The sequence below is a fragment of the Pseudomonas sp. 4CAES_32.4 genome (assembly GCF_058136335.1).
Genome location: NZ_CM176882.1, coordinates 805,863 through 820,500, shown reverse-complemented (window position 1 = coordinate 820,500; position 14,638 = coordinate 805,863). Strand labels below are relative to the sequence as shown.

Annotated in this window: 8 protein-coding genes and 1 rRNA gene; 1 reads left to right on the top strand and 8 read right to left on the bottom strand. The window is 59.9% G+C overall.

All coding sequences use genetic code 11. The annotated features are described in order from the left end of the window. Positions 1–7: 7 nt before the first annotated feature. Positions 8–1,534: a CoA-acylating methylmalonate-semialdehyde dehydrogenase gene (locus tag AC3Y64_RS03560; protein WP_489986467.1), complete on the bottom strand. Its 1,527-nt coding sequence runs from the start codon at positions 1,532–1,534 to the stop codon at positions 8–10. Positions 1,535–1,683: 149 nt separating this feature from the next. Between AC3Y64_RS03560 and AC3Y64_RS03555 the strand changes: the two genes are divergently transcribed. Then, complete coding sequence (locus tag AC3Y64_RS03555; protein ID WP_489986466.1) at positions 1,684–2,631, top strand: LysR family transcriptional regulator; 948 nt, start codon at positions 1,684–1,686, stop codon at positions 2,629–2,631. Here the strand turns inward: AC3Y64_RS03555 and yfiB are convergent. From yfiB to rrf, 7 genes are all read right to left on the bottom strand, one after another. Next, entirely contained in the window at positions 2,628–3,122 is a 495-nt protein-coding gene (yfiB, locus tag AC3Y64_RS03550) for an outer membrane lipoprotein YfiB (protein WP_489986465.1), read from the bottom strand. The genes AC3Y64_RS03555 and yfiB overlap by 4 nt on opposite strands. 4 nt (positions 3,123–3,126) lie before the next feature. Next, entirely contained in the window at positions 3,127–4,395 is a 1,269-nt protein-coding gene (dgcN, locus tag AC3Y64_RS03545) for a diguanylate cyclase DgcN/YfiN (protein ID WP_489986464.1), read from the bottom strand. Further along, entirely contained in the window at positions 4,392–4,967 is a 576-nt protein-coding gene (yfiR, locus tag AC3Y64_RS03540; RefSeq protein ID WP_489986463.1) for a regulatory sequestration protein YfiR, read from the bottom strand. Before yfiR ends, dgcN begins: the two co-directional genes overlap by 4 nt. A 119-nt stretch (positions 4,968–5,086) precedes the next feature. Continuing rightward, positions 5,087–7,195: an exodeoxyribonuclease V subunit alpha gene (recD, locus tag AC3Y64_RS03535; RefSeq protein ID WP_489986462.1), complete on the bottom strand. Its 2,109-nt coding sequence runs from the start codon at positions 7,193–7,195 to the stop codon at positions 5,087–5,089. Beyond that, entirely contained in the window at positions 7,192–10,881 is a 3,690-nt protein-coding gene (gene recB / locus AC3Y64_RS03530) for an exodeoxyribonuclease V subunit beta (protein WP_489986461.1), read from the bottom strand. Before recB ends, recD begins: the two co-directional genes overlap by 4 nt. Beyond that, positions 10,878–14,330 carry an exodeoxyribonuclease V subunit gamma gene (gene recC, locus AC3Y64_RS03525; RefSeq protein WP_489986460.1) on the bottom strand — a complete coding sequence of 1,151 codons (3,453 nt, stop codon included), beginning with the start codon at positions 14,328–14,330 and terminating at the stop codon, positions 10,878–10,880. Before recC ends, recB begins: the two co-directional genes overlap by 4 nt. Before the next feature lie 154 nt (positions 14,331–14,484). Continuing rightward, positions 14,485–14,600, bottom strand: a 5S ribosomal RNA gene (gene rrf, locus AC3Y64_RS03520). Positions 14,601–14,638 lie beyond the last annotated feature (38 nt).

Genomic DNA, 14,638 nt, shown 5'->3' with positions numbered 1-14,638 from the left:
CCATTCCTCAGCGCAGGTTGATGGTGGTGTTCACGCCGTCGTTGACGCTGTCGTCATCGAACCAGCGCGCCGTTACCGTTTTGGTCTGCGTGTAGAACTGCACCACTTGCTTGCCGTACGGACCGAGGTCGCCGAGTTTCGAACCGCGCGAACCGGTGAAACTGAAGAACGGCACCGGCACCGGGATTGGAATGTTGATGCCGACCTGACCGACGTCGATTTCCGTCTGGAATTTACGCGCCGCTGCGCCGCTCTGGGTGAACAGGCCGGTGCCGTTGCCGAACGGGTTGGCGTTGACCAGCGCGATGGCCTGATCGAGGGTGTCGACTTCCAGCACCACCAGCACCGGCCCGAAGATTTCCTGGGTGTAGATTTGCATGTCGGTGGTCACGCCCGAGAACAGGGTCGGGCCGACAAAGTTGCCTTGCTCGTAGCCCGGCACCTTGATGTCGCGACCGTCCAGTTCCAGCTTGGCGCCTTCCTTGATGCCGCTTTCGATCAGATCGAGAATCCGCGCCTTGGCTTTCTTCGAGATCACCGGGCCAACATCGGTGCCTGGCTCGTTGCCGGCGTTGACCGTGAGTTTCTGCGCCAGCGCTTTCAGATCCGGCAGCCATTGTTTTGCCGCGCCGACCAGCACCACCACCGAGGTGGCCATGCAACGTTGCCCGGCCGCACCGAAACCGGCGCCGACCAAGGCATTCAGCGCTTGCTCGCGATTGGCATCGGCCAGTACCACGGCGTGGTTCTTCGCGCCCATCATCGATTGCACGCGTTTGCCGTGTTTACCGGCCAAGTCGTAAACGTGAGTGCCAACCGCCGTCGAACCGACAAACGAAATCGCTTTGATGTCCTTGTGCGTGCACAGGCCATCGACCACCTCTTTACCGCCGTGAACCACGTTCAACACGCCCGCCGGAACGCCGGCCTCGATTGCCAACTCGACCAGCAGCATGGTCGACAGCGGGTCCTGTTCCGAAGGCTTCAAGACGAAGGTGTTGCCGCAGGCGATGGCCATCGGGAACATCCACAGCGGAATCATCGCCGGGAAGTTGAACGGCGTGATGCCGGCGCAAACGCCGATCGGCTGGCGCAGGGTGTAGGTATCGACACCGCCCGCAACATTTTCGGCGAACTCGCCCATTTGCAGGCTGCCAATCGAGCAAGCGTGCTCGACCACTTCCAGGCCACGGAAAATATCACCCTCGGCGTCGGCAATGGTTTTGCCCTGCTCGGCGCTCAGGACGATAGCGATGCGTTTGGAGTGTTCGCGGATCAGCGCTTGCAGCTTGAGCATGATGCGCATGCGCGCGCCAATCGGCGTCAGTTTCCAGGTCTGGAACGCACGTTGTGCGGCGCTGACGGCAGCATCGACCTCGGCGGCGGTGGCGAACGGGACTTTTGCCAGCACTTGCTGGGTCGCCGGGTTGACGATGTCGTGCCACTCGGTGGTCTGCGACTCGACCCATTCACCGTCGATCAGCAGCTTGACTGTCTGCAGCGTGGTTTCGTTGGGCGTAAGCGATGCGTTCATGCTGGTCTCCAAAACTTGTTTTTATCTTAGGAGCCAAGGCGAAAGGTTCGCCTTGAGATGAGGCGTGTGTCACGAATTGGTTGTCGGACGGTTTTTGGAGTATAGATGTGCAAACTTCTAATAAGAACGCACATATAAGCCCGTCCATCATGCAAAAAAACATCACCTCTCTAGGCTCGCTGAACTGGGACGACCTCAAGTTTTTCCTCGAAGTCGCCCGCACCCGCAAGGCCAGCACCGCCGCCAAACGGCTGGCTGTCGACTACACAACCGTGTCGCGGCGGATCAGCTCGCTGGAAGCGGCGCTCGGTACTTTGCTGTTCGAAAAGTCGCGCACCAGCGGCTTCGTGCTGACCACTGAAGGCCAGCGTTTGCTCGGTTATGCCGAGTCGATTGAAAGCACGCTGCACATGGCCTGCGAGCAGGTGTCGGGCTCCGGCGTGGCGCTGTCCGGGCATGTGCGCATGGGCTGCACCGAAGGCTTCGGCAGTTTTTTTATCACCCCGCAGTTGAGCCATTTCGTCGACGCCTACCCGGCGATCTCGGTGGACATCCTGCCGCTGCCGCACTTCATCAGCCTGTCCAAGCGCGAGGCCGATATCGTTATCGCGCTAGAGCGCCCGGAGCATGGGCCGTACGTCTGCTGCAAACTCTGCGACTACCGTTTGCAGCTCTACGCGACCCAGGACTATCTGGACAAACACCCACCGATCCGCCGCCCGGCAGACTTGGGCAAGCATCAATTCATCAGTTATGTGGATGACCTGGCGTTCAGCTCGGAGCTGCTCTATCTGGCGAACGTGTTGCCCGGCGCCAGCGCCAACTTGCGCAGCACCAGCGTGATCGCGCAATTCGTCGCCGCGCAGCAAGGGCGCTCCCTGGCGATTCTGCCCTGCTTCCTCGCCGCGCAGGATCCGCGTTTGCTGCCGGTACTGCCGCAGGACATCGACATCACCCGGCAATTCTGGATGTACTGCCGGGAGGATCTGCGCAAGTTGAAACGGATCACCCTGTTGTGGGACTACATCCGTGAAGTGACTGAGCGTAATCAGGCGCTGTTGATGGGTGAAACCGGAGAAATGCAGTTCGCCGATTAGTCGTTGCTGACCACGATCGCCACCCGGCGGTTTTCGGTACGCCCCGCTGCCGTGCTGTTGGAGGCCACCGGCTCTTTGCTGCCGAGGCCTTGCAGCTGGATGTTTTCCTGTTTCATGCCGACCGTGCTGAGTACGTTGGCTACGCTCTTGGCGCGGCGCAGTGACAATTGCTGGTTGTAGGTTTCCTTGCCCGACGCGTCGGTGTGGCCATCGACCCGCACGCGCTCGATGCCAACGCCCAACAAGGCCTTGCCGATGCGTTCGACGATCTCGGTGCTTTCTTTATTGAGGCTTTCGACGTCGCTGCCGAACAGCACTTTGCCCGACAGGCCAAACTCCCAGCCTTCCTCGGTCAGTTCAAAACCTTGTTGTTTGAGCACAGCGACTTGCGCCGGGGTCAGGCCTTTTTGTGGCGCAGTCTGGCAACCGGTCAATGTCAGTGCGGCCATCAACAGCAACGCGGAGAACAGTCGGATTGGAAGTGTGAACACGGGATTAGCTCCTGGTTTGAACGGGATCGACCGGGCGCTCCGACCCAGCCGTGAATTGAGCGCCGCGCGACAGGCGTTTGGCCTGATACATCGCCGCATCCGCGGCATTGAGCAGGCCGCCAGGGGTGGCGCCATGATCCGGGAAAACCGCGATGCCGATACTGAGCGAGGTCACGACACGGGTGTCGCCCGGTAGGGCGATGGGCATGTCCATGCTGGTGAGGATCTTGTCGGCAATGCGTTCGGCGTCTTCGATCTTTTGCAACGGCGTAAGCAACACGGCGAATTCATCACCGCCCAGACGGGCCACCAGATCTTCTTCACGCAACTGCGCCCGCACCCGATTGGCGATGGCCACCAACACCGCGTCACCGGCGGCATGCCCATAATTGTCGTTGATGTCCTTGAAGCGGTCGCTGTCGAGAAACAGCACAGCCACACGCTCATTGAGTTTGCTGGCATTGCGCAAGGCACGAATCAAGCGTCCCTCGAAAAACGCACGGTTCGGTAACCCGGTGAGGCTGTCGTGACTGGCCTGGTGCGCGAGGGTTTCGTTTTCACTTTGCAGATGGCTTTGCCAGGACTCGAGCTCATCGAGCAAGGCATTGAAGTCGTTACCAAGGTTATCGAGCTCGGCGATTTGCGCCGGCGGCACGCGCCGATCCAATGCGCGCTCGCTGCGCGCGGCGTGGGCCACTGTTGCAAGGCTGCGCAGCGGGCCGATGATTTCGCGCAACTGGCGCCGCGCCAGGTAAATAGCCACCCATGCACTGATGGCCGTGCAAAGGAGAATCCCGGCCAGACCGCTGAGCAGAAAACGCATCAGGCTGCCGCCATGGCCGGTGAGCAGAATATGGCCGATCTCGCGATCCTGATGGACGATCGGCAGGCTGATCGGTTTCTCCAGAAGGGCGCGAGTGATCTGCATCTCCAGTTCAGAGAACAAGCCGTTTTCCGGGCGTTGCCAGCGTGCGAGCAATCGACCTTGGGCATCCAGCACCTGCGCATCCGCCACTTCTTCGGTGGAGGCAATCAGCGCCAGCGCTTCGGTAGCGGCGCTTTTATCATTGAACACCACCGCCGCTTCCACGGTGTAGCTGATCGAGCGAGCAATCAGGTGCAGGTTGTGATCGGCATACACGCGCAATGCCAGCACACCAAGGAGGGTCAGCGAGACACTGGCCATCGCCACCGCCATCAGCGCGACGGCCAAATGTCCACGGCCAAGCACAGAGCCCAGTGTTGGGCGGCTATTCGATCTGAACAGTCTCATGGTGCCGCCGGTTTGCGACGCGACAATTGCAGCACGCTTGGATGAATGCGTACGCCGCTGCGGGCTACGGAGTCGAGATTGACCTCGAAGGACACCTGCTCGTCACCCACGCGCAGACAAAACAGACTGCCCACCGTGCACTGATCGCCGCCTTCGCTGATGCTCAGCACCGGGTGACCAATCAAGGATGCGAAGAGACGGCTGCGCTCATCCGCCGTGAGTTTGCCGATGTACACCGCATCGCATTCGTTGACGATCGCCGGATTGTCGGCCAACAGTCGACGGACGATGACCGGTCGGCCAGTGGCCTGCGTGGTGCCTTTGACCAGGTCGTCGGTGTATTCGGTAGGGCCAACGATACACAGGCGCAGTTGCGCAGGTTCCACCGGCCAGCGTGCATAACTGAGGATGCCGAGGACCACTTGAGTGACCGACTGCGCACGATGCTCTGCCATGCCCGGCGGCGTTTGCGCTTGCGTGACGGACACGCCCGTCAACAGCCAGAGCAGACCGACAAGCCACGCGAGTTTGCAGCCAACTACGCGCTCTGTCGCCCAGACAGACACCTTCATGCAGGGATTCTCTTGGATCGTAGCGAAATGATGCCGCAACGATAGCACAGCGCTAGAACGCCAGCGAGGCAGCGCCCCCTGACTGACTGGTCAGTAAACGCCGTCCATCATCCAGATTTTCACTGTCGAGGCTCGCTGCCCTCCTCCAGTTCCAGCATCAGTCCGCTGAGACGCTTGACCTTGCGCTGTACGGCTTCTTCAAACACCCCGGCACGTGGCTCGATGAGGGTGAACCAATGCTTGGCGCGGGTAATGCCGGTGTAGATCAGTTCTTTGGTCAGCACCGGGTTCAACGCATCCGGAAGGATCAGCGCGGTGTGGGCGAACTCCGAGCCCTGCGATTTGTGCACCGTCATCGCGTAGACGGTTTCCACGTCGTTAAGCCGGCTCGGCAAGACGAAGCGCACTCCGCCCTGGCCATCGTTGCGCGGGAAAGCCACGCGCAATACCGGTTTACCGGTATCAGGCCCGTCGCGCTCGGGCAGCTTGAGGGCGATGCCGATGTCACCGTTCATCAAGCCCAGGCCGTAGTCGTTGCGGGTCATCAGTACGGGGCGACCTTCGTACCATTGCTGGTCGTTCTCGATCAGACGAGCCTTGAGCAATGCGCCGGTGATGCGCTGGTTCAGACCTTCGACGCCCCAGGGCCCTTTGCGCACGGCGCACAGCAATTGAAAGGTATCGAATGCCTGCAAGACGTCACGAGCCCAGTCCGTCCAGTCTGGATGTTCAAGGGGCCTTGTGGCTGGCGGACGCTGATTGCGCAGCACGCTCAGATAGTGCCGATAACCTTGCGGCCCGTCCCCGTGACCTTCGAGCAGCAAACGCTCCAGTTTGTGATCGTGCTCGCCCTTGAGCGGCAGTGAAAACACATCGTCGTAGTGCCCGGCGGCCAACAGTTGACGCGCCTCGTCCGGCAGTTGCTTATTGACCCGGCGCGCGAGCTGACCAATGCCGCTGCCTTCACCGAATCGCCGCGAATGACGCAGCATCACCACTTGCTGCGCCAGTGGATGGGAGCCGTCGACGTCTTCACGCAAACCACTTTGCTGCAACGATTCCCCACTGACAACTTCCAGCCACTGGCGGGTTTGCGGACTGTACCAACCTTGCTCGGCATCACGGCACAGGTCACCGAGTACCGCACCGGCCTCCACAGAGGCCAGTTGGTCCTTGTCGCCCAGCAGCACCAGACGCGCATGGGCCGGCAACGCGTCGAGCAGGTTGGCCATCATTTCCAGGTCGATCATCGACGCTTCGTCGACCACCAGCACATCGAGTGGTAAGCGGTTGCCGGCATGATGGCGGAAGTGTCGCGTGCCCGGACGACTGCCGAGCAGACGGTGCACGGTAGTCACGTCGCAGGGGATTTTTGCCCGCACGTCTTCGGAGACTTCCAGCGACTGAACTTGCTGACTGATGGACTCGGTCAAGCGTGCCGCCGCTTTACCTGTCGGCGCGGCAAGGCGAATTCGCAGTGGATGACCGGCCTCAACTGCCGGCGCTTGCAGCAACGCGAGCAAGCGCACCACCGTCGTCGTTTTGCCAGTGCCCGGGCCACCAGTGACAATGCTGAACGCACTGCGAGTGGCGAGCGCGCAGGCAAGTTTCTGCCAGTCGATCACATCGGCGGAACTGGCCGATCCGAACAGTTCATTCAGCCGTTGCGGCAGGTCTTCCTGTGTTGTCTCGGTTTGCTCGAGACGCTGACGCAACGCTGTATCGATGCGTCTTTCGTAGGCCCAATAACGTCGCAGGTACAGACGTTTCCCGGACAGCACCAGCGGACGCTGCTGCGCCACGTCTCGGTCATCAGCCGCCAGCGCGACCAGATCGCTGCCGGCCAACGCCTTGCACCAATGCCCGCCATCGAGCGCTTCAAGCAACTGCGAGGGCAACAGCAGGACGCCCCCTTGCACGTCGCCTTCGGGCGGCAACGACAGGGCAAAATCCGGAGCCTTGAGGGTTTCGAACAGATCCAGACAAACGTGGCCGTGCCCCAATTGATGGCTGGTCAGTGCGGCGGCGAGCAGCACCAACGGATCGGTGTCAGGCTCGAGTTCGTAAAGAAACGCGACGAAGGCTTTGTCCAGAGCACGCAGCCAGCCGCGCTCGACCCAGCGGGTGAGTAACAGCAGCAGATCCTCTGCACGGGTCAGCGGCGAAAGTCTCGACAGGCTGTCAGCGGCCAACGGGGTCGGCAGCAAATCAGCGAAAGTGCGGCTCATAGCAAGACTCCCTGTTCCCATGCGGGTTCGGCCTTGGGTTCGGGCTTGCCCTGGAACATCCGGTCCAGGCGTTCGATCAACTCGCGCGGCGGACGGGCAAAATAAACGCCGCGACTTTGGGCGCGCGTGCCTCGCAGAAACAGATACAGCGCGCCACCGACATGCCGGTCGTAATCGTAGTCGGCCAAGCGGGCTTTGAGCTGGCGATGCAGCGCCAACAGATACAACACGTATTGCAGGTCGTAGCGGTTGTCGAGGATCGACTGTTCCATGGCTTGCTCGGTGTAGGCCAGATCATCCACACCGAGCCAGTTGGATTTGTAATCGGCCACGTAATAACGACCATTGTGTTCAAACGTCAGGTCGATGAAGCCTTTGAACATGCCGTTGAGTTGCACCGGTTCCGCCGCAACACGGGCGACGCCATTATGTGTGTGCTGACGCACCAGTTCGTCGAGCTTGAGCACGTCGACTTTATGGCTGGCGAACCAGAACTCCATCTCGACACGGTACTGCTTGAGTTGCTCGAGAATCACCGGCGGCTGCTCGCCCGCAATCGGTAACGGCGATTTGAGCAGATGCTGCAGCCAGTCACTGAGGGTGACAATCCAGCCTTCCCAGCCGCGCAGATTGCAGCGGCGGCCAATGGCATCCTCTAGCATCTCGCGAGATACGGCGAAGCCATCGTCCCCCGCCCATTCCAGCAAACCGTGGAGAAACGTCCCGGGATTCGGGCCCCGGGGGAAGCGATGGATATCGGCACCGCCGGCAATGATTTCGCGCGGGGCGTTCGGGTCGAGGCGTTCGTCATCGAACAGCTTTTGCGCTTGCGGACTGTCCGGCGCTTCATCACTGCCGACGCTCAACACGTCACTGATGCGCAGCGCGCTGTAGGACGCAATCCACCAGTTTTCGCTGGCCTTGCGCTTGGGCATTAGCGTGGCACTGAGGACGGCTTCATTGCGCGGAGGCTGGTAATGCTCATCAGTGGGTTGCGGCATGTCTGCAATGCTGATTGCCGGGCAATCCTGCTGCAGGTCTTGCAGCCATCGGTTGAGCCCATTGGACTCTCCCAACGACGCACCGCCGCCCAGCAAATAACCCAATGCCGAAAGATGCAGCACCGAGCTGTTGTTATTGCCGCGTTTGAGATCCGTCACGCCCAACCAGCAGGCGTGTTGCGCACGGGTCAGGGCAACGTAGAGCAAGCGCAGGTCCTCGGCGAGACGCTCTTCATCCGCTTGTGCAATCAATTCGGCGGTTGGCTGGAGACTGACTTGCGCCTTGCCCGATGCGTCGTGGTAATGCAGCGGCAATCGACTGCCGTCTACCGGTTTTGCCGAGCAGATGAACGGCAGGAACACCAGTGGATATTCGAGGCCTTTGGACTTGTGGATAGTCACCACTTTGACCAGTTGCTCATCGCTTTCCAGGCGCAAGATCTGCTCTTCGCCGGCTTGGCCGGACAATGCCAGAAGCTCGGCCAGATGGCGGATCAGCGCCTGTTCACCATCAAGTTCTGCGGCGGCTTGCTGCATCAGTTCCGACAGGTGCAGAAGATTGGTCAGCACCCGCTCGCCATCGCTGCGTGTCATCAAGGTTTGCGGCAAATGGAAGTCGTGCAGCAGGCGGCGCAACATCGGCAGCACGCCTTGCTTGCGCCAGAGTTCGCGATAGCCTCGGAACTGCATGACGCGCGCTTCCCAGACCAGCTCGTCCTGGTTCAGCCGTTCCAGCTCAACCAGCGGCAGGTTCAGGGTGATGCAGGCCAGCGCGGCTTTCAGCGAACGCTCGACGTCCGGTTCGGCGCAGGCCTTGAGCCAGGACAACAGGTCATGGGCTTCCTGGGCGGCGAATACTGAATCCTTGTCGGACAGATAGACGCTGCGCACTCCCCGAGCGGCGAGTTCACCACGCACGGCCTGAGCCTCTTTACCGTCACGAACGAGGATCGCGATGTCAGAGGGGCGCAGACCTCTGAATTCTTTAGAGTCCTGAGTGAATCCCGCGCTGCCGATTTGTCCGCCATTAAGCAGCGCGGTAATTTCACTGGCGCAGGCCGCTGCCAATTGCTGCCGATAGACCGCGCCTGACAATGGCTGATCGCTGGGCAACAGCCACACGTTCAATGCCGCAACGTCCTGCCCGCCAATCTGCAGTTTTTCCTTGCGGCCCTGAGACTCGACGGACTGGAAGGGCACCGGGTTGTCGCCGTTTTTCTCGCGAAACAAAAACGCGCCGCGTCCCTGTTCTCGGGACTCGGCGCGTTCGAATACATGGTTGACCGCGTTGACCATGCCATGGCTGGAGCGGAAGTTGGTGCCCAGCGTGTGCAGGCGGCCGACAGTGGCCTGACGTGCACGCAAATAGGTGTAGATGTCCGCACCGCGAAAAGCATAGATCGCCTGCTTGGGGTCGCCGATCAGAAACAAGCCAGTCTCAGGACTGTTTTCTTCGATGCGATAGATACTTTCGAAGATCCGGTACTGCACCGGGTCGGTGTCCTGGAATTCGTCGATCAACGCGACCGGGAATTGCTCGCGGATCAACGTCGCAAGACGCTCGCCACCCTCCGATTGCAGCGCCGCGTCCAAGCGCAGGAGCATGTCGTCGAAACCCATTTCGGCACGGCGGCGTTTTTCTTCTTCGAAGCGCGCACCGACCCACTTGGCGGCGTGTTGCAGGACAGCGGCGTCGGGTGTCGGCAATGCATCGAGACTGGACTTTAGGCCGGGCATGGCGTCCAGACCTGGGTGACTCGGGGCCTGGCCTTTCCAGGCCTCAGCCATACCGTCGGGGGTCAATCGGGTAAAACCGGAGCCGATGTCCAGTTGTTCCATGGCTTCGTCTTCGGCCCATGCCTTGAGCTTTTCGAACCACGGTTCAAAGTAGCGCGCTTGCATCTTGCGACCATCGACGGTCTTGCTGGCAACGCCTTGATGACAGATGGCGAGCAACTCGTCTGCCCACTGACGCCAAGGCATTTTCAGTTCGATCAATGCGGCGCGGCGTTCTTCCAAGCACGCTTCGATGAGTTCTGCGGGCGCCTTGCCTTCATCACTGTCGCGTTCACTGGCGAACAGGCCGCGGACCCGTGGCAACAATGCCGCAGGACCACCCCAGTTGCTGCGAACCCAATTGAGCGCATCACCCTGCATCGGATAACAGAACAGCCGCCAGTAATCGCGTAACACTTCGCCCAGCAGATCGCTGTGATCGGTTTCCAGGGATTGGGTGAACAGACTGCCGCTGTCGAACGCATGCTCACGCAGCATGCGCTGACACCAACTGTGGATGGTCGAGACGGCGGCTTCGTCCATCCATTGCGCAGCGATATCGAGACGATTGGCGCAACCGGGCCATTGCGCAGGCTCGAATTGTTCGCGCAGTTCGGCGATCAATCCGTCCGGTGCCGGCGTCTCGTTGCGGAAGAATCGCGCAGCCTCGGCCAGTCGTGTGCGAATCCGCTCACGTAGCTCTTTGGTCGCGGCATCGGTGAACGTCACCACGAGGATTTGTGGTGGCAACAGTTCGCGACCGAAGCTGTTGGCCTCAGCTCCGTGCCCCAGGATCAGGCGCAAATAAAGTGCAGAAATAGTAAAGGTCTTGCCGGTACCGGCACTCGCCTCGATCAACTGGCTGCCACGTAGGGGGAATGCCAGGGCAAGTGGAGTCTTCGTACTCATGCGCGTGCCCCTTCACTGGACAATGAACGCCAAGGGGCTTCAAGCAATGGGCGGTACAAGGCGTCGCACCAGCCGGAGAATGTTTCGTCCGCCAGCAGTGCGTCGAAGTCGGCAAATTGTCGCGACAACGCCGGGCTCTCACGACGCTCGCCTCCGCTGGTCTGACCGTCCCCTTCGTAGGCTTTGCGCGCAGCCACTTCGGCCTTGAGCGGATCGGTCTGGGACAACCAGGCGAATGCGGTTTTGACGGCGATCGGTAACGGCTGGCGCATGCCGGCCTGCCAGGCTAGCAGCAGATCGCCAAGAAAACGCAGCGCTCGCTCTAGCTCCATCGGCTCAAGCAGCAATGTGTCGTCACTGGCGACCAACGCCGTGGTCAACGAAAGCCCGCTGGCGCAGGCGACCAGATGATTGACCCACGGTTTGGTCAACCGATGCCACTTGCGACTTTTGATCGAGCCGATGCTATTGGGAATGGTCGTGACTGACAACAGACCACCATCGGCGCGCTGATGCAAACCGGAGATCCAGCCCTCAAGGCGTAACCCGTGCAAATCGAGACTGATCGGGATTGCACTGGTCAGGGGCGTCGGCCACAAGGTCAGCAGCTGTTGATAACGCTGCAGCAGGTCTGGCAGCGGTTCGATCAGCTCTCGCTGCAAACATTCGCCGAAGCCGGCCATTGGCAACAGACCGCTGTTTTGCAAACGACGGGCTTGGACCTCAAGCGCTTGATCAACGTTGTCCGGTTGCCTCAGCGCCGCTTCGAGCAGGCTGTCGCTGAGTGTATAACGCTGCAATGCGTCGAGGACAAAAGGCTCCTCATCGGCCAGCGGCGCTTCGGCGGCTTCGAAATACACCTTCAATCGTTGATTGAAGAAATGTCGTACCGGGTTACGCAGGAAATCCTGTAGTAGCGCGAGGCTCAGCGGCTCGTCCTGAATAAAGGGAGCGAGTAACTCCGCATTATGTTGAGGCGAATGCTGTTGGTGCAGTACCTGCCATTCGCTGGCGTAGCTGAAGAGTTGATCGCCTTCGTGGAAATAGCGCGCACTGAACGGCTGCAGCGGATGCTCCTCTGTCATGGCGCTCAACAGATCCTGACTTTCGTCGAGCAATCGCCAGCCGCTGGCGAGGTGATCGCGCAACTGGCCGATCAGCACCGACGCCGGTCGTTCGCTGTTGTCGCGAATGCTGCGACCAACCCAGCTGATATAGAGCTGATTGCGCGCCGACAGCAGCGCCTCAAGTAACAGATAGCGGTCATCTTCCCGCCGGGAACGGTCACCCGGACGATAGTCGCTTCCCATCAGGTCGAAATCCAATGGCGGTTGCGCGCGGGGGTAATCGCCATCATTCATGCCCAGCAAACACACCAGTTTGAAGGGGATGGCGCGCATCGGCATCAACGTACAGAAGTTCACCGCGCCGGCCAGAAAACGTTGGGACAAACGGCCCTGATCCAGCCCGGCGAGCCAAGCTTCTCGCACGACAGTCAGCGGCAAATCGTCGACCAACCCAACCGATTCGCAGGTATCCAGCCAGGTTTCGCGAAGCTCTTCGAGTTGGGTCAGCAAGTAATCGTCGTGTTCATTACTGGCTTTGAAGAACAGTTGCATAAGCGCCTGCAGTCGTCGCCCCCACTCTTTGGGTTGGGCCGGCTGCGTAAGCTCTTGGTGGGCGAGTTCCAATGCATCAAGCAAGGCCACTAGCGGCCCGATCAGTGCGGCGTCCAGACCACCGATTTCATCATAGGGTTCGATCCCTGCGCAGGCGCCCGCACTGCCGACGGCGTAGCCAAGCAACATCCGGCGCAGGCCGAAGTGCCAGCTGTTCTGCTCCAGTTCGTCCGGTAAGCCCAGTCCGGCTCGTTGCTCAGCGTTCATGCCCCAACGGACACCGGCGCCTTCGATCCAGCGATGCAGCGTCGGCAAGTCGCGTTCTTCCACGTCGAAACGGGCTCGCAGAGCGGGAACGTCTAGCAGGTCGAGGATCTCGCTGACGGGAAAACGGCTGTCCGGCAGTTTAAGCAAATGCTCGACCGCGATCAGGAGCGGATCGCGGCCACGCTGGCCTTGGTCCGCCAATGTGAAAGGAATGAAGCGTGGATCATGCCGATCAAGCTGACCGAATACCGCGCGGATATGCGGTGCATAGCTGTCGATGTCCGGCACCATCACGATGACATCCCGAGGACGCAATTCGGGGTTGGCGCTGAAACGGGCCAAGAGCTGGTCGTGGAGGATTTCAACTTCGCGCTGAGCGCTGTGGGCAATGTGAAAACGGATCGAGTCGTCTTTTGTCAGATCAATAGCAGGCCAATGCTCGCGAGTTTCGTTGAGCGGGCGCAGTTCCAGGATATCGTCCTGAAGTTGATTGAGCAGATTGTGCGGCTGAGTTTCGCTGAACAGATCGATGCGCCCATCGCGAAACGCTGCGCGGTAACTGTTGGGATCATCGTAACTGTCGAGCAGGTTGATGTAGTCGCGACCTTGTTTTCCCCAAGCAGCCAGGAGCGGATGGGCATGTTGGTGCAACGTATCGGGATCCAGGACAACAGGCATTCCGCTCTTGCGGGACTGTCGTTTGTATTGGTGGCGCAGCAAATCCTTGTCGGCGACGATATCGGCCCAGTGATGACGGCAAGGATTGTGTACGCAGAGCAAAACCTGGCTGAAACGGGCGAGCCCGGCCAACGCCTCAAGGACCTGTGCTGGCAGTGAAGAAATCCCGAAAACGATCACTCGTGAGGGGAGCCCTGCCGGAGCTTCTGTGAGGTTGTTGACGCGCTCGATGAATCGTTGATGAACACCGGCGCGACTTTGTGCCATGCCTTGTTCACCCACGTCGTCCAGCAACGCTCGCCACAGTTCGGCTTGCCAGCAACTGCTGGCTGGCAATGCCTTAACCTCGCCTCTGACATTCCTTAGTTGATGCCGCCCTTCAGCCCAGTCTTCAAGCCAGTCAGCCCGATACACCTGGTATTGGTCGAAGAGATCCGCCAAGCGCTCGGAGAGCTGATAGCGCTTGCGCAAGTCAGTGTCATGAGTGAGGAACCGCTGCAGCGGCTCGAAATGCGCGCGGTCGATGACCTGAGGAAGCAGTCGCATGAGGCGCCAGGTTAGCGGGGCTTTATCGAGCAGGGATTTGGCCGGAATTTCTTCTCGACCAAGAATCATTCGGTAGAGCTGCCACATAAAACTGCCGGGCAGTTGCACATCAATCGCTGCGGCAATACCGCAGCCGCCGAGATCGTCCTCCTCCGGGTCTTCCGCTAACGCCAATTTGAGCCATTGAGCGATACCGTTGCTTTGCACCAAGGCAATTTCGTTTTCCAGGGGCGCCAGTGGATAACGCCGCATGATGCTGATCACAAGGCTGCGCAGTTCGTCCAGGCTGTTGCTCTGAACCACCATGAATGCAGCGTTGAGGGACTGGGCGTCCGGCATAAAGGCTTCCTTGGAAAAGTACAAAAGCTAGGGCAGAACCTTAGCATTGTCGGCGGGTTGTGGCAGCCGGACGACGTCCGCGAATGCTGTAAGAACTTTCCTGCGGGCAAAACAAAACCCCAACTGCTTTCGCAATTGGGGTTTCGGAATTTAATCTTGACGATGACCTACTCTCACATGGGGAAACCCCACACTACCATCGGCGATGCATCGTTTCACTGCTGAGTTCGGGATGGGATCAGGTGGTTCCAACGCTCTATGGTCGTCAAGAAATTCGGGTACTGAGTCGCGACCTGATGGTCTCGCTT

Coding starts and splice junctions, on each gene's coding strand:
- AC3Y64_RS03560 (WP_489986467.1), bottom strand. CDS start 1,534: ATGAACGCATCGCTTACGCCCAACGAAACCACGCTGCAGACAGTCAAG.
- AC3Y64_RS03555 (WP_489986466.1), top strand. CDS start 1,684: ATGCAAAAAAACATCACCTCTCTAGGCTCGCTGAACTGGGACGACCTC.
- dgcN (WP_489986464.1), bottom strand. CDS start 4,395: ATGAGACTGTTCAGATCGAATAGCCGCCCAACACTGGGCTCTGTGCTT.
- yfiR (WP_489986463.1), bottom strand. CDS start 4,967: ATGAAGGTGTCTGTCTGGGCGACAGAGCGCGTAGTTGGCTGCAAACTC.
- recD (WP_489986462.1), bottom strand. CDS start 7,195: ATGAGCCGCACTTTCGCTGATTTGCTGCCGACCCCGTTGGCCGCTGAC.
- recB (WP_489986461.1), bottom strand. CDS start 10,881: ATGAGTACGAAGACTCCACTTGCCCTGGCATTCCCCCTACGTGGCAGC.
- recC (WP_489986460.1), bottom strand. CDS start 14,330: ATGCCGGACGCCCAGTCCCTCAACGCTGCATTCATGGTGGTTCAGAGC.